Genomic DNA, 14,872 nt, shown 5'->3' with positions numbered 1-14,872 from the left:
CGGGGGGTGTCGAAGGCATCAGCCTTCACCCGGAGGCCGGCGGCGAACAGATGCAAATGTCATCGCCTGGCCCGTGAATCCCGCCGGATCAGCCCGTCCTGCGGATGGCCAGGCCGTGGTCGCCGCCGGCGGCGATGAACGTCACCCCCGGCCCCCAGGCGTTCGGCCTCGGCGGCATCGGCACCGGGACGCCGGTGCCCGTCTGGCCGGAGTTGTACTGCCCCCAGCCTGTGGGCGGCTAGTTCACGCGGGTGACCCGGTTCAGGGCGGGAGCGGGCAGCGGGCTCTTGGCCCGGATGTAGGACTCGAACGCCTCGATGTCGCGCACCTTCTCCACCCGCTCGGTGCCCTCGGTCAGCACCGAGAAACCGTCGCCGCCGGAGGCGATGAAGGAGTTGGCGGTCAGGCGGTACTTCGCGGCCGGGTCGACGACGGCCCCGTTGAGCTTGACGGTGGCCGGGTCGATCTTGTCGCAGGCGGGCCTGGCGTTGTCGTAGGTGTAGGTGAGGCCCTGTGAGACGCCGAGCACGCGGGCGGTGCCCTGACCGCACCACTGCTGCTCCAGCAGCCGTTCGAGCTGGGCGCCGGTGAGCGTCATGGTGACGAGCATGTTGCCGAACGGCTGCACGCGCAGGGCCTTGCCGTGCGTCACCAGGTTCGACATCTCGTTGCCGGTGGGGTTGACGATCAGGTCGCCACCGATGCCGCCGCCGTAGGGCGGCTGGACGGCGATCTGGGCGCCGCCGTTCTCGGCCGCGGAGGTGGCGAACAGGCGGGCGTCGGCCAGGGCGTGGCCGACGGTGGACTCGCCGGCGGCGTTGCGCTGGGCGGTGAGGTCGCGGGCGAGCAGGCCGACCGGCCGGTCCAGCAGCTTCTGCGCCTGCTCGTCGGTCTTGCGGCGCAGGGCGGCGATCCGGGCGTCGGGCTTGACGTCGTGGGTGACGGTGACGTTCTCGGCCTTGCTGGAGGTCGGGTTGCCGGTGGCCCGGTCGACGGTCAGGACGATCTTGGTGAGCTCGCGCGTGTGAGCGGACGTCTGCGTCACCGGAATGCCGTTGACCAGGCAGTTGTACGGGTTGTGCGTGTGCCCGGAGATCACGGCGTCGACCTCGGGATCGAACTTCTGCACGATGTCCTTGATCGGCCCGGCCAGGTTGTTGCACTCGTTGGGCAGGCCGCCGCCGGTCTGCCCGCCGCCCTGGTGGATCAGGACCACGATCGTCCGCACGCCCTTGGCCTTGAGCTCGGCCGTGTAGGTGTTGACCGCCTCGGCCTCGTCGCGGCCCTCCAGCGGCTTGGTGGGGCCGGGGGCCTCGTTGAGCGCGTTCTTGAAGTCGACGCCGATGATGCCGACCTTGACGCCCTTGACCTCCTTGACGATGTACGGCGTCAGGGCGGGCTTGCCGGTGGTGGTGTCGACGATGTTGGCGCCCAGGTAGGGGAACTCGGCGCCCTTGAAGTTCGGCAGCGCGCACCCGTCGATCGGGTGGCAGCCGCCGTTCTCCATCCGGCGGAACTCGTCGATGCCCTCGTCGAACTCGTGGTTGCCGACGGCGGAGGCGTCCAGGCGCATCAGGTTGAGCGCCTGCATGCCCGGTTCGTCGTGCAGGGCGGTGGCGTTCATGGTGCTGGAGGAGTAGTTGTCGCCGGCCGAGAGCCGCAGCGTGCCGTCGGGGTTGTCGCGCTGGAGGCGGTCCATGTGGGCGGCCAGGTACTCGGCCCCGCCCGCCTCGACTGGCCCGGACGGCGTCATGGCGAAGCTGGTCGGGAAGCCGGAGTGGAAGTCGTTGAAGGCCAGTAACTGGATGTCCACGGCGTCGGCGCGGGCGGGCAGCAGGCTGGTGCTCCCGAGCACCAGCGCCAGGAGGAGGTTGCGCATGGCCATGAAAGTGACATAGTCCCAACGAGTCACACAAGAGGGAAATTTTCTAACATTGGATGTCGAATGTGAACTATTGACATAACTTGCGGGAAGCGGGAGGGTTCCTCCCATGTCACCGATCCTGGCCAGAATCCGAGGGATCGAGCCCACCCTCACGGCCACCCACCGGCGCATCGCCGAGACGATCCTCGCCGAGCCCGCCACCGTGGCCGCCTCGACCATCGGTGAGCTGGCGGAGCGGTGCGGGACCTCGCTCACCACCGTCACCCGCTTCTGCCGGCAGCTCGGCCTGGCCGGCTACCCCGAGCTCCGGCTGGCCCTCGCCGCCGAACTGGGCCGCAACGACGCCACCCCGCGCGAGCAGGGCCTGATCGCCTTCTCCCCGGACGACCCGGCGAGCCTGGTGCTGCGCAGCCTCCTGTCCAGCGACATGCGCGCGATGGAGGAGACGGCGGCCCAGCTCGACCTGGCGGCCGTGGACCGGGCGGTGGACGCCCTGGTGCGGGCCCGGTTCATCGACTTCTTCGCGGTCGCCGGCAGCGCGGGCGTGGCCATGGACCTGCACCTGCGACTGCACGCCATCGGCCGGCCCGGCGCGCTGTGGACCGACGTGCACAGCGCCGTCTGCAGCGCCAACGCCCGCGACCGCGAGGACGTGGCGCTCGGCATCTCGCACTCGGGCACCACGGCCGAAGTCGTCGAACCGCTGGCCATCGCCAGGGAACGCGGCGCCACCACCATCGCGCTCACCAACTTCCCCCGCAGCCCGCTGGCCGAGGCGGCCGACATCGTGCTGACCACCGCCGCGCAGGACACCCCCTTCCGGGCCGGCGGGGTGGCCGCCCGTCACACCCAGATGCTCGTCCTGGACTGCCTCTACATCGGCGTCGTCCAGCGCACCCACGAGACCAGCAACCAGTTGCTCACCGCCGCCACCCACGCGGTCAGCAAGCACCGCCTGCCCCCACGCTAGGAGCCACCCATGCGCCTTGCCGCCGCCGCTGTCGCCTTGGCGATGGCGGTCACCGCCTGTGCCCCTTCGGCCACGACGAGTGCCGACCCCGGCAAGATCACCCTCTCGGTCTGGGGCTGGGGCCCCGAGGCCAACTACGACAAGATGTTCGCCGAGTACGAGAAGCTGAACCCCGGCATCGACGTCGACGCCCGCTCCTTCACCACGGCCACCGAGTACGACACCATCCTGTCCACCGGCCTGGCCGGCGACAGCGGCCCCGACCTGGCCTGGCTGCGCGCGGGCGCCAACCTGCAACCGCTGGTCGAGGCCGGCCGGCTGCTGCCACTCGACACCAAGGACGTGCCCGGCCTGGCCGCCTACGACGAGAAGGTCCTGCGCTACGCCAAGGGCGACAAGGACGGCAAGGTGTACGGCGTGCCGTTCGCCGTCCAGACCCTCCAGGTGATCTACAACAAGAAGATCTTCGCGGACAACGGCCTCACCCCGCCGAAGACGTACGCCGAGATGATCTCGGCCGCCGACAAGCTCAAGGCCAAGGGCATCGTGCCGTTCGCCTTCGGCGGCAAGGACGACTGGATGCTGCCGGTCGTGGCCGCCATCTTCGGCACCGCCCACTGGGGCGGCGACACCTTCCTCGCCGACGTCAAGGCCAAGCGCAAGAAGTTCGCCGACCCGCGCTTCGTCGAGGGCATCGACCAGCTCAACAAGCTCAAGCCGTACTTCCCCGACGACATGGCCGGCGTCTCCTACACCGACGCGCAGATCCTGTTCTCCTCCGGCAAGGCCGCCATGTTCCCCGGCGGCCTGTGGGAGCTGAACTTCTTCGGCGAGAACGCCAAGGGCGTCGACCTGGGCGTCTTCACGCCACCCGTGCCCGACGGCGCGGGCGTCATGCCCGGCTTCACCGACGGCTCGTACGGCATCAACGTCAAGACCAGGCACAAGGCCGAGGCACTGAAGTTCGCCGCCTGGCTGGCCTCCAAGGACTACGGGCAGCTCTTCACCGACACCCTGCGCATCTTCTCCGCAGTGCCCGGCGTCACCCCCAAGGACCCCCTGCTCGGCGAGGTCTCCACCACCTTCGCCCAGCACGGCGGCACCTACTTCATGAACGAGTTCGCCTACGGCAACCCGACCTCGGCCACCGTGTTCTCCAAGGCGCTGCAGGAGATGCTGCTGGGCCGCATCAGCGCCAAGGAGGCCGCCGAGCAACTCGACAAGAGCGTGTCCACATGGCTCTAGCCACGCGGCGGGGATCGTCGTACGTCTTCCTGATCCCCGCCTTCCTCCTCTACTCGGCCTTCGTGGTCTATCCGCTGTTCACCGGGCTGACCTACAGCTTCTTCTCCTGGAAGGGCACACTGCGCGACCAGCCGGTCGGGCTGGGCAACTACGCGAACCTGCTGTCAGGCGCCTTCCTGGACCAGCTCCTGCCGGCGCTGGGGCACAACGTCCTGCTCTTCGCCGGCAGCATGCTGGTGCAGAACACGCTGGGCCTGGCCTTCGCGCTGGCGCTGTTCCGCGTACGGCGCGGCAAGCGGGCCCTGCAGACCATGTTCGCGCTGCCGTATCTGGTCAACCCGCTGGTCATCGGCTACCTGTGGACCCTGCTGCTCAGCCCCGCCTTCGGCCCGGTCAACGCGCTGCTCAAGCCGATGGGCCTGGCGATGCCGTGGCTGGGCGACCCCGGCACCGCGCTGCCGACCGTCATCCTGATCACCACCTGGCAGTGGGTGGGCTTCCCGATGCTGCTGTTCAGCGCCGCGCTCGGCGGCATCCCGCAGGAGTACGCCGAGGCCGCCAGAACCGACGGCGCCGGCTCCTGGCAGGTGTTCTGGCGCGTGACGCTGCCGCTGCTCAGGCCCGCCATGGCCACCGTCACCATCCTGAGCTTCATCGGCAGCATGGGCACCTTCGCCCTGGTCTACGCCCTCGGCGGCTCCAACGGCGCCCCGGCGGGCGCGACCGACGTGCTCGGCCTGCTGTTCTACCGGACCGCCTTCGCCTCGGGCGACGTCAACGCGCTGGGGACCTCCTCGGCACTGGCGGTCTTCATGTTCACCTTCATCTTCGGCTCGACGCTCCTGCTCGAACGGGTCCTGAGGAGGAATCGATGAGGACCCCGCCCGGACGGGTCCCGAGGAGGACATCATGAGGGCTCTGGCGATCCGGGTCCTGCTGTGGGGCTACGCCGTCTTCTCCATGTCGCCGCTGCTCGTCATGCTGCTCAGCTCGCTCCGGCCGACCAGCGAGATCTTCGACCAGCCGCTCGGCTGGCCCAGCGGGCTCGGCAACTACGCCAAGGCGTGGACGGACGCCTCCTTCTCCACGTACGTGGTGAACTCGGCGATCGTCGTGGTCTGCTCGGTGCTGCTGGGGGCCGTGGTCTCGTTGCTGGCGGCCTACCCACTGGGGCGCCGGGAGTTCCGGGGGCGCGGGCTGTTCGCCGCCTACTTCGTCTCCGGCATGACGCTGCCCGCCCACCTGGGCGTGCTCCCGCTGTTCTACCTGCTGGAGAGCATGGGCCTGGTGGACTCGCTGGCCGGGCTGGTGCTGGTCTACGCGGCCGGGTCGGTGCCGTTCAACGTCTTCGTGCTGACCGCGTTCTTCCGCCAGCTCCCGCACGAGCTGGACGAGGCCGCCGCCCTGGACGGCGCGGGGCCGTTCGCCACCTTCTGGCACGTGATGCTGCCGCTGGTACGGCCCGCGCTGGCGACCGTGGTGGTCTTCCAGTTCGTGCCGATCTGGAATGACTTCTTCTACCCCCTGGTCCTGATGCGGGACGAGAGCAAGCTGACCCTGCCGGTCGGCCTCACCCACTTCTTCGGCCAGTTCCAGAACGACTGGGGCACGCTCTTCGCCGGCCTGGTGATGACGACGATCCCCCTGGTCGTGCTCTTCATCCTGGCCACGCGCCAGATCGTCGCCGGGCTGACCGCCGGCATGAACCGTTGAGGACAGTTTTGATGGATCTTGTGATGGCCTTCGCCGACGAGGCACGCTCCCGATTGGACCGCCTGACGGCCGAGCAGTTGCCCGCCATCAGGCGCGCGGGCACGCTGATCGCCGCGACCGTGCGCGCCGGGGGCGTCCTGCACGCCTACGGCACCGGGCACTCGGAGGCGGTGGCGCTGGAGGTGGCCGGACGCGCGGGCGGGCTGATCCCGACCAACCGGCTCACCCTGCGCGACCCGGTGGTGCTGGGCTCGGCCGATCCCGGCGAGTTCGACCCGCTGGCCGAGCGCGACCCGCTGACCGCGCGCCAGGTCCTGGCCCTGCACACGGTGGAGGACGCCGACGCGTTCGTGATCGCGTCCAACTCCGGCGGCAACGGCTCGACCGTGGAGATGGCCCGGCTGGTCAAGGAACGCGGGCTGCCGCTGATCGCGATCACCTCGCTGGCCCATTCGACCGCGATCACCTCGCGCCATCCGTCGGGGGAGCGGCTGTTCGAGCTGGCCGACATCGTGATCGACAACCTGGCCCCGTACGGCGACGCCGTCCTGCCGACCGAACACGGCCCGGTCTGCGGCATCTCCTCGATCACCTCGGCGCTGATCGTGCAGCTCATGGTGGCCGAGGCGATCGGCGAGCTCCAGGCGGACGGCCTGGTCCCGCCGGTCTACCTGTCGGCCAACATCCCCGGCTCGGACGCGCACAACGACGCCCTCGTGGCCCGCTACGCCGGCCGGATCAGGACGGGCGCGCTGTGAGCCTGACGATCGCCGCCTTCTGGCCGCCTCCGCCGCACGAGACGACGGCCGCCCGCTACCGGGAGATCGCCGAGGCCGGGTTCGACCTGGTCATCACCGGCAATTACCTCGGCGACCGGGTCATCCTGCGGCACGCCCTGGCCCTTGCCGAGGAGGCCGGGCTGGGCGTGCTGGTCGCCTCGGACCCGCGCGTGGACGTCCTCATGCGCGACCTGGACGTGGACCCGGGGCCGCTGATCGCCCGGGTCGTCGAGGAGTACCGTCCGTTCCGCTCCTTCCGCGGCGTCGGGCTCATGGACGAGCCGGTGGCCGAGCAGTTCCCGCGGGTGGCGGCCGGGGTCGCCGCCGTGCGGGCGGCCGGCGCGTTCGCCTACGTCAACCTGCTGCCGGGGCACGCCACCGGCCCCTACGACGCGTACGTGGGGGACTTCGCCCGGCTGGTCCGCCCGGACGTGCTCTCCTTCGACCGTTACCCGTTCCTGGCCGACGGGTTCGACGAGGGCTACCTCGCCGACCTGGCCACCGTACGGGAGCACGCCCGCAGGGCGGGGCTGCCCGCCTGGATGCACGTGCAGACGCTGGCCTACGACGGCCACCGCGAGCCGTCGGCCGCCGAGCTGGCCTGGCAGGTCAACACCGCCCTGGCCTACGGGTACACCGGCATCCAGTACTTCACCTACTGGACGCCCGACCCGGCGCGCGGCGAGGGCTTCCGGCCGGGGCTCATCGGCGGGGACGGCGTGCCGACCGAGCGCTACGGCATCGTGCGCGACCTCAACACCCGCTGGTTGCGCCCGGTGGCGGCCGAGCTGACCGGGTGGACGTCGGTCGAGCACGCCGGCGACGTCCTGGTGGGCCACTACGGCGAGGGGCGGCGGTTCGTCTGCAACGCCCGCTTCGACGGGCCGACGGAGGTCACACTCGACGGGATCACGCAGGCGTTCGACCCGGCGAGCGGCTCCTACCAGGCGTGCGGCGCCACCTTCACGCTTGCGCCCGGCGCGGCGCGGCTGGTCCGGTGATGCTCTTCGCCGGCGTGGACGCGGGCGGCACCACGACCCGCGCCGCCGTCCACGCGGCGGACGGCACCAGGCTGGGGCACGGCACCGCCGGCCCCGGCAACCCCGCCGCGCACGGGCCCACGGCGGCCCGCGTGGCGATCGGCCAGGCCCTGCGGCGCGCGCTCGACGGCCTGGACCCGCGGTCGGTGGCCGCCTCGGTGGCCGGCGTCGCGGGCGGGGACGACGCCTTCGCCGCGACGCTGGCCCGGACCTGGGCCGAGTGCGGCCTCGGCACGCCGCCGCGCATGGTGGGCGACGTCGAGGTCGCCTACGCGGCCGGGACCGCAGCGCCGTCCGGCACGCTGCTGCTGGCCGGGACGGGGGCCGCGGCGGCCCGCTTCTCCGGCCGGGCGGTGACGGCGGTGGCCGACGGGCTCGGCTGGCTGCTCGGCGACGAGGGCGGCGGCTTCTGGATCGGCCGGGCGGGGGTGCGCGCGGCCGTCCACACCCTGGACCGCTCTCAGGAACGCGCCCGCGACAGCGCCCGGGACAGCGCCCGTGACTGCACCCGCGACAGCGCCCGGGACAGCGTCCAGGCCAGGCTCCGTGACAGCCCTCAGGATCGCGGTCTGGACTCGAGCCCGGCGTTCGGGCCGCTGGTGGAGCTGGTGAGCGTCCACTTCGGCGTGACGGGTGAGCCGCGGCGGCGGGCCGACCGCATCGTCCGGCTGGCGCAGGCCGACCGGATGCTCGTGGCCGCCGCCGCGCCGCTGGTGTCGCGGGCGGCCTCCGCCGGGGACGAGGACGCGGCCGGCATCGTCGCCGAGGCCGCCCGGCGGCTGACCGCCACGGCTGCCCGGCTGCCCGGCGACGGGCCGCTGGTGCTGGCGGGCGGCGTCCTGACCACGGACGGCCCGGTCCGCGCCGCCGTCCTGGCCCGGCTGGCCGGGCGGCAGGTGACGACCGCCCGCGACGGCACGGCCGGGGCGTGCTGGCTGGCCGCCCTCGACCGGCTGGGCGAGCGGGCCGTCCACGAACGGTTCATCGCCTCCGGCGGACGATGACCTGACAGGACGCTCTCAGGGCTCGACGGTCAGGCGGACGCTCACCACGTCCCCCACGGCGAGCCCTTCGGCCGTGCGCACGCCCGCCTTGACCGGCACGAGGTAGCGGCCGTCCTTGGGGAACAGCGACGTGCGCCACCGCGTCGCGCGGATCTGGGCGGTGACGGGGATCATGCCCCAGCCGTAGCTCACCGAGCCGGCCGTCATCGCCAGGTCCTGGCATTCCTCGTCGGGGACGGTGACGAAGTGCCAGGGCGCGGGCCCTCTCCAGAACCACACCTCGCCGCTGAATTCCATCTGCATCGGCCCAGGATAGAAGCGCCCCTCCGGCCCCGGCAGCCCCGCGCGGCCGGACCGGCCTCAGCCGGGCGGCTCCACGGCCGGACCCTTGGTCGGGCCCGTCTCAGTCGGGCGGTTCCTCGGCCGGGAACAGGATCGGGCTGACCAGGTGGCGGGTGCGCTCGGGCGCGGGCGGGTTGCCGATCCTGGGCACGAGCGCCGCGCGCAGGTCGGCGATCAGGGCCGCGCGCTCGTCGGGGCTGAGCCAGATCGCGTGCTGGCGGTAGCCGACCAGGTCGGCGGCCGGATCGGCCTGGTCGCGGTCGAGGTAGGCGTTGAACTCGGCCAGCAGCGTCGCCATGGCCACGGCGAAGGCGCGGCGGTGGTCGTCCGGGGAGGCCGCGGCGGCGGTCTCGGCGTCGACGGCCGCCCGCGCCGGGCGCAGCCGGTACCGGCGCTCGACGGCCCCGCGTACGCGCTGCTCGCCCTCCACGTCGAGCAGCCCGCTCTCGGCCAGCAGGCCGACGTGCCGGTAGACGGTGGCCTTGGACACGTCGGGCAGCAGGTCGCACAGGTCGGAGGTGGTCAGCGTGCGGCCGCCCGACATGGCGTGCACGATGCGCAGCCGTACGGGGTGCAGAAGCAGGTCCACCGTGTCCATGGACGTACGATCTCACACCTGCTACCTTTCTCAAACCTGAGAAAGGAAGAGACCATGACCAACCACGCCCTGGACACCCCGCCACTGGGCCGCCTGTACGACGTCGCCGGCCGCCGGATCATGGTGCACCGCTCGGGCGCCGGCGGGCCGCCCGTGGTGTTCCTGCCCGGTGCCGGAGCCGTCGGCCTGGACTACCTCAACGTGCACGACCGCGTCGCCGAGCTGACGACCAGCGTGCTCTACGACCGGGCGGGCACCGGCTGGAGCGAGCCGGTCGAGCTGCCCCGCACCGCGGCCGAGGTCACCGACGAGCTGCGCGAGACGCTGACGGCGGCGGGCGTGCCCGGCCCGTACGTGCTGGCCGGTCACTCCATGGGCGGCGCCTACGCGCGCCACCACGCCCGCCGCTTCCCCGGCGACGTCGCGGCGCTGCTGCTGCTCGACCCCTTCCACGAGGACATGGCCGCCCGCGCGCCGCGGCAGGCGCGCGAGATGCTCGACCAGATGAAGGACCAGGCGCTCCCGGAGCCGACGCCGGAGCAGCTCGACGCCGCGCGACCGGCCGTCACCCGGCTGCTGGCCGCCTGGCCGGACGGCGTGCGCGAGGCCCTCGTCGACCATCACATCTCCACCTGGCGTACCGGCTGGCTGGAGGGCCGCAACCTCTACGACCAGGTCTCCGAGGAGTTCAGGACCGCGCCGCCGGACCCCGACGTGCCGGTGATCGTGCTGTCGGCCATGGGGGCGGACGCCACCCAGTCCCAGCTCTGGCCCGAGGACGTGCTGCGCGAGATCAACGCCGGCAAGCTCGCCCTGCACGCCGAACTGGCGGCCTCCTTCCCGCGCGGCGAGCACCGCGTGCTGGACGACGCCGGGCACGGCTGGCTGCACGAGGAACGGCGGGACGCCGTGCTCCAAGCCCTGGCCGACCTGCTGCGGGCCCTGTGAGGCTCAGGGCTGCAGCGCCTTGAGCGCCAGGTCGACCAGCGCGTCGGCGTACTGCGGGGTGAGCGGGCCGGAGCGCAGCAGCCAGCGCTGGTAGAGGGGGGCGTAGAGCAGTTCGAGCGCCAGGTCGAGGTCGGCGTCGGCGGCGATCTGGCCCGCCCGCTGGGCGCTGCGCAGGCGGGCCTTCTTGGCCTCGTCGACCGGGCCGGCCAGTTTCTCCCGGTATTGGGCGGCCAGCTCGGGGTCGCCCACGATCTCCAGGTTGAGCGCCCTGATCGGCGCCTCGAAGCCTGGGTCGGCGAACTCCGCCACGGTGGCCCGCATGACGGCCTTCAGGTCGGCCTCTATGTCGCCCGTGTCGGGCAGCACCACGCCCTGGTCGCCCTCGCTCAGCGCGAGGAAGGAGTCGAAGACCACGGCCCCCTTGGAACGCCACCACCGGTAGATCGTCTGCTTGCCGACGCCGGCCCGCGCGGCGATCGCCTCGACGGAGACCTTGGCGTATCCCACCTCGGACACCAGCTCCCTGGCGGCCTGGAGGATCGCCTGCCGGGAGCGCTCGCTGCGGCGCGCGGGATCGGGCTTCTTCACGCCGGTCATCATACACCCTCAACGAGACGATACGGTTCGTCTTGACAAGACGGTGGTCCTTGATGGCACACTGACGGACCTATGGCGAGACGAACCGTCTCGTCTTGAACGAATGAGGAGGCGAGAGCGCATGCGCGTTTGGTTCATCACGGGCGCGTCCCGGGGGCTGGGCCGGGCGTTCACGGAGGCCGCCCTGGACAGGGGCGACCGGGTCGTGGCCGCCGCCCGCGACGTCGGGCCGCTGGCCGAGCTGGAGACCCGGTACCCGGGCGCTCTGGTGCGCCTGCCGCTCGACGTCTCCGACCGCGCGGCGGTGCGGGCGGGCGTGGAGAAGGCGGCGGCCGCGTACGGCCGGCTCGACATCGTGGTCAACAACGCCGGCGGCCTGCTGTTCGGCATGCTGGAGGAGGCCACGGAGGAGCAGATCAGGGCCCACTTCGACGTCAACCTGTTCGGCGCGATCTGGGTCACCCAGGCGGTGCTGCCGTACCTGCGCGCCCAGGGGTCCGGGCACATCCTCCAGGTGACGTCGATGGCCGCGGGCGGCGGCGTCGCCGCGGTCGGCCTGTACGCGGGGGGCAAGTCGGCGCTCGACTCGATCACGCAGGCGCTGGCCATGGAGGCCGAGCCGTTCGGCGTCAAGGTCACCAACCTGCAGATGGGCGGCTACGACACCGGCCTGTTCACGCTGGGCACCACGGCCACCGAGCCCGACCCGGTCTACGACGGGCTGCGGGCCGAGCTGGCCGCCATGTGGGGCGAGGACGCCGGCCCGCCGGCGGCCAACGCCGCGCCCGTCGTCATGGAGCTGGTGGACCTGCCCGAGCCGCCGCGCCGGCTGATCGTCGGCAGCCGCTCCTACGACCTCGTCCAGCAGATGGACGAGGCCCGCGGCGCGGAGTACCGCGCCTGGGAGCACCTCAGCCGCAAGGCCGACGGCTGACCCGCCTCCGGGAAGCGGCCCGCGACACGTCTCTGACCTGCGGTGATGGCGACCGAGAGGCCGGGGCGGGGCGGAAGTGGGCCGGGGCTTGTCGCGGTTCCGGCACAATTGCGGGTGTGCGAGTCGGATTGCTTGGGCCGTTCGAGGTCCGGAACCCTGAAGGAACCACGGTCGAGGTTCCGGGCGTCCGGCTGCGCGCGTTGCTCGCCGCCCTCGCCCTGGAGCCCGGCCGGATCGTGACGCGTGCGCGGCTGGTCGACTGGATCTGGGGGGCGCGGCCGCCCGCCGACGAGGTCAACGCCCTTCAGGCGCTGGTGTCCAGGTTGCGCAGGTTGCTGCCCGAGGGCGTGATCGAGGCCGACTCCGGCGGCTACCGGCTGGCCGTGCCGCGCGAGGCGGTCGACGTGTGCCGGTTCGAGCAGCTGATCGTCCAGGCCCGCTCCGCCGAGCCCGCCGACCGGGCCGACCTGCTGCGCTCGGCCCTTGAGCTGTGGCGTGGCGCCCCCATGTCCGACATCGTGATGCAGGACAGCGACACCTTCGACGCCGTGGTCACGCGGCTCGACGACCTCCACGTCGACGCGATCGGCGACCGGGTCGAGGCCGACCTCCGGCTCGGCCGGGGCGCGGAGCTGGTCTCCGAGCTGACGGGGCTGGTGGCCGCGTACCCGCTGCGTGAGGGGTTCGTGGCGGCGCTGATGCGGGCGCTGGCCGAGGCGGGCCGCGGCAACGAGGCGCTGACCGTCTACCAGCGCACCCGCGAGCGGCTGGCCGAGGAGCTGGGCGCCGACCCGTCGGCCGAGCTGTCGGCGCTGCACACCGCGCTGCTCCGCGGCGAGCTCGGGGAGCGGACCGACAACCGCAGGACCAACCTGCGCGCCGAGCTGACGAGCTTCGTCGGCCGGCACGACGACGTCGCCGCGGTCGCCGGTCTGGCCGCCAGATACCGGCTGGTCACCCTGACGGGGGCGGGCGGCTCCGGCAAGACCCGGCTGGCCACCGAGACCGCCCGTACGATGCTCGCCGAGCTGCCCGACGGCGCCTGGCTGGTCGAGCTGGCCCCCGTCCGGGCCGGCGGCGAGCTGGCGCAGGCCGCCCTCACCACGATCGGCCTGCGTGACCAGGGGTTGCTCGGCGGCGCGCGGGGCGGCGACCCGATGGACCGGCTCATCACCGCGATCCGCGACCGCGCGATCCTGCTGATCCTGGACAACTGCGAGCACGTCGTCGAGGCCGCCGCCGCCTTCGCCGACCGGCTCCTGGGCGAGTGCCGCGGCCTGCGCGTCCTGGCCACGAGCCGCGAGCCGCTCGGCATCACCGGCGAGGTGTTGTGGCAGGTCGAGCCGCTCCCGCTGCCCACCGAGGGGGCCGCGCCCGCCGAGACCGGGGCCTCGCCCGCGGTGCGGCTGCTGCGCGACCGCGCCGACCTGGTGCGCAAGGACATCGGCTCCGACGCTCCCACCCTGGCGGCCATGGCGCGCATCTGCCGGGCGCTCGACGGCAACCCGCTGGCCATCGAACTGGCCGCGGCCCGGCTGCGCACGATGTCCGTCGACCAGCTCGCCCGCCGCCTCGACGACCGCTTCCGCCTGCTGACCAGCGGCAGCCGTACGGCGCTCGCCCGGCACAAGACGCTGCGCGCGGTCGTCGACTGGAGCTGGGACCTGCTGAGCGAGGCCGAGCGCGGCGTGCTGCGCCGGATGTCGGTGTTCTCCGGCGGGGCGAGCCTGGAGGCGGCCGAACGCGTCTGCGGCGACGAGTCCTTCGCCGGTGAGCAGGTCTTCGACGTGCTCACCGCGCTGACCGAGAAGTCGCTGCTGATCACCGACGACGAGGGCGCCCCGCGCTACCGGCTGCTCAACACCATCAGGGAGTACGCCGCCCACCGGCTCGCCGAGGCGGGGGAGACCGAACGGGCCCGGCGGGCGCACCTGGCCTACTTCACCGAGCTGGCCGCCACCGCCGACCCGCACCTGCGCCGGGCCGAGCAGCTGGAGTGGCTGCTCGTGCTCGACGCCGAGCACGACAACATCATCACGGCCCTGCGCGGGGCGATCGCCGAGGGCTGGGCGCACGAGGCGATGCGCCTGGTCGGAGCCGCCGGCTACTACTGGTTCCTCGGCGGCCACCGGGCCGAGGGCGCCGAGCTGAGCGTCGCCGCGGCCTCGCTGGAGGGCGAGGTGCCCGACGAGGTGCGGGCGATGGCGTCCCTCATGGTGACCATGTTCCTGACCTCAGGTGTCGGCGGCGACCAGTTCCAGGCGCGGGAGTGGATCCAGGAGGCCCACCGGCTGACCTTGAGCAGCGGGTCGCGTCAGCCGCTGCTCGGGTTCGCCGCGGTGCTGGAGCGTACGCTGCAGGGCCCGGCGGCGTTCCTGCCCGCGTTCGAGCCGCTGATCGCCGACGCCGACCCGTGGGTGCGGGCGCAGGCCAGGCTCGCCCGCGGGCGGTTCCGGCTCACGCTCGGCGCCGACGAGACCGACGTAGACGCCGACACCGAGACCGCGCTCGCCGAGTTCCGCGCGCTGGGCGACCGCATGGGCACCTCCCTCGCGCTGACGTTCCTGGCCGACCGGCTGGCCATGCGCGGGGACTTCGCCCGTGCCTGCGAGTGCTACGCGGAGGGCGCCGTGGCGCTGACCGAGGTGGGCGCGACCGAGGACGTCGTGGGCGTGCGGGCGCGGCAGGCCCAGCTCCACTGGCTGCTCGGCGACGAGCGGAGCTGCGCCCGCGCCCATGCCGGGGGGGCGCGGGGCCCCCCCGGGGTGGGCTGGGCGGCCAACCAGGGCCCGCGGGGGCGCCACCCTGCACATAGGA

At 72.6% G+C, this 14,872-nt stretch carries 15 protein-coding genes; 11 read left to right on the top strand and 4 right to left on the bottom strand.

The window, feature by feature from the left end:
* The first annotated feature begins 104 nt into the window (after positions 1 to 104).
* Positions 105 to 242: a hypothetical protein gene (locus tag ACWCSU_RS24290; protein ID WP_449937677.1), complete on the top strand. Its 138-nt coding sequence runs from the start codon at positions 105 to 107 to the stop codon at positions 240 to 242.
* On the opposite strand, the gene ACWCSU_RS24285 is transcribed toward ACWCSU_RS24290, so the two are convergent.
* Positions 239 to 1,879: a bifunctional metallophosphatase/5'-nucleotidase gene (locus ACWCSU_RS24285; protein WP_449937676.1), complete on the bottom strand. Its 1,641-nt coding sequence runs from the start codon at positions 1,877 to 1,879 to the stop codon at positions 239 to 241. The two genes, ACWCSU_RS24290 and ACWCSU_RS24285, sit on opposite strands and share 4 nt — an antisense overlap.
* 112 nt (positions 1,880 to 1,991) lie before the next feature.
* Here ACWCSU_RS24285 and ACWCSU_RS24280 point away from each other — a divergent pair, with 112 nt between their 5' ends.
* Genes ACWCSU_RS24280 through ACWCSU_RS24250 form a run of 7 tightly spaced genes read left to right on the top strand, consistent with a single transcriptional unit; the run spans position 1,992 to position 8,636 of the window.
* A complete protein-coding gene (locus ACWCSU_RS24280; RefSeq protein WP_364091935.1) occupies positions 1,992 to 2,855 on the top strand; it encodes a MurR/RpiR family transcriptional regulator in 864 nt (287 codons plus the stop codon).
* A gap of 9 nt (positions 2,856 to 2,864) precedes the next feature.
* Entirely contained in the window at positions 2,865 to 4,100 is a 1,236-nt protein-coding gene (locus ACWCSU_RS24275) for an ABC transporter substrate-binding protein (protein ID WP_449937674.1), read from the top strand.
* Positions 4,091 to 4,975, top strand: a complete 885-nt coding sequence (locus ACWCSU_RS24270; protein ID WP_449937671.1) for a carbohydrate ABC transporter permease — start codon at positions 4,091 to 4,093, stop codon at positions 4,973 to 4,975. The genes ACWCSU_RS24275 and ACWCSU_RS24270 overlap by 10 nt, the downstream gene beginning before the upstream one ends.
* A 34-nt stretch (positions 4,976 to 5,009) precedes the next feature.
* Entirely contained in the window at positions 5,010 to 5,813 is an 804-nt protein-coding gene (locus ACWCSU_RS24265) for a carbohydrate ABC transporter permease (RefSeq protein ID WP_364091938.1), read from the top strand.
* An 11-nt stretch (positions 5,814 to 5,824) separates the two neighbouring features.
* The gene (locus ACWCSU_RS24260) at positions 5,825 to 6,571 is read left to right on the top strand and encodes an SIS domain-containing protein (protein WP_357699603.1); all 747 of its coding nucleotides are present in this window, start codon (positions 5,825 to 5,827) and stop codon (positions 6,569 to 6,571) included.
* Entirely contained in the window at positions 6,568 to 7,593 is a 1,026-nt protein-coding gene (locus ACWCSU_RS24255; RefSeq protein ID WP_449937667.1) for a hypothetical protein, read from the top strand. Before ACWCSU_RS24260 ends, ACWCSU_RS24255 begins: the two co-directional genes overlap by 4 nt.
* A complete protein-coding gene (locus ACWCSU_RS24250) occupies positions 7,593 to 8,636 on the top strand; it encodes an N-acetylglucosamine kinase (protein ID WP_449937665.1) in 1,044 nt (347 codons plus the stop codon). The genes ACWCSU_RS24255 and ACWCSU_RS24250 overlap by 1 nt, the downstream gene beginning before the upstream one ends.
* A gap of 15 nt (positions 8,637 to 8,651) precedes the next feature.
* Here ACWCSU_RS24250 and ACWCSU_RS24245 read toward each other — a convergent pair whose 3' ends face one another.
* Together ACWCSU_RS24245 and ACWCSU_RS24240 are read right to left on the bottom strand one after the other, a co-directional pair.
* Positions 8,652 to 8,939 carry a DUF1905 domain-containing protein gene (locus tag ACWCSU_RS24245; RefSeq protein ID WP_357699609.1) on the bottom strand — a complete coding sequence of 96 codons (288 nt, stop codon included), beginning with the start codon at positions 8,937 to 8,939 and terminating at the stop codon, positions 8,652 to 8,654.
* Positions 8,940 to 9,039: 100 nt separating this feature from the next.
* A complete protein-coding gene (locus ACWCSU_RS24240; RefSeq protein WP_449937664.1) occupies positions 9,040 to 9,576 on the bottom strand; it encodes a helix-turn-helix domain-containing protein in 537 nt (178 codons plus the stop codon).
* A 54-nt stretch (positions 9,577 to 9,630) separates the two neighbouring features.
* Here ACWCSU_RS24240 and ACWCSU_RS24235 point away from each other — a divergent pair, with 54 nt between their 5' ends.
* Entirely contained in the window at positions 9,631 to 10,524 is an 894-nt protein-coding gene (locus tag ACWCSU_RS24235) for an alpha/beta fold hydrolase (protein WP_449937662.1), read from the top strand.
* A 3-nt stretch (positions 10,525 to 10,527) separates the two neighbouring features.
* Here ACWCSU_RS24235 and ACWCSU_RS24230 read toward each other — a convergent pair whose 3' ends face one another.
* Positions 10,528 to 11,121, bottom strand: a complete 594-nt coding sequence (locus tag ACWCSU_RS24230) for a TetR/AcrR family transcriptional regulator (protein WP_449938356.1) — start codon at positions 11,119 to 11,121, stop codon at positions 10,528 to 10,530.
* Positions 11,122 to 11,242: 121 nt separating this feature from the next.
* On the opposite strand from ACWCSU_RS24230, the gene ACWCSU_RS24225 reads away from it, so the two are divergent.
* Complete coding sequence (locus ACWCSU_RS24225; protein ID WP_357699615.1) at positions 11,243 to 12,055, top strand: SDR family NAD(P)-dependent oxidoreductase; 813 nt, start codon at positions 11,243 to 11,245, stop codon at positions 12,053 to 12,055.
* Between the two features lie 116 nt (positions 12,056 to 12,171).
* Positions 12,172 to 14,872: BTAD domain-containing putative transcriptional regulator (locus tag ACWCSU_RS24220; RefSeq protein WP_449937659.1), on the top strand; the 2,701-nt coding region annotated here is incomplete at its 3' end.

Source organism: Nonomuraea sp. NPDC001699, from assembly GCF_053596455.1.
Note: the sequence above shows the minus strand (reverse complement) of the source record. Positions and strands in the feature narration are given on the sequence as shown.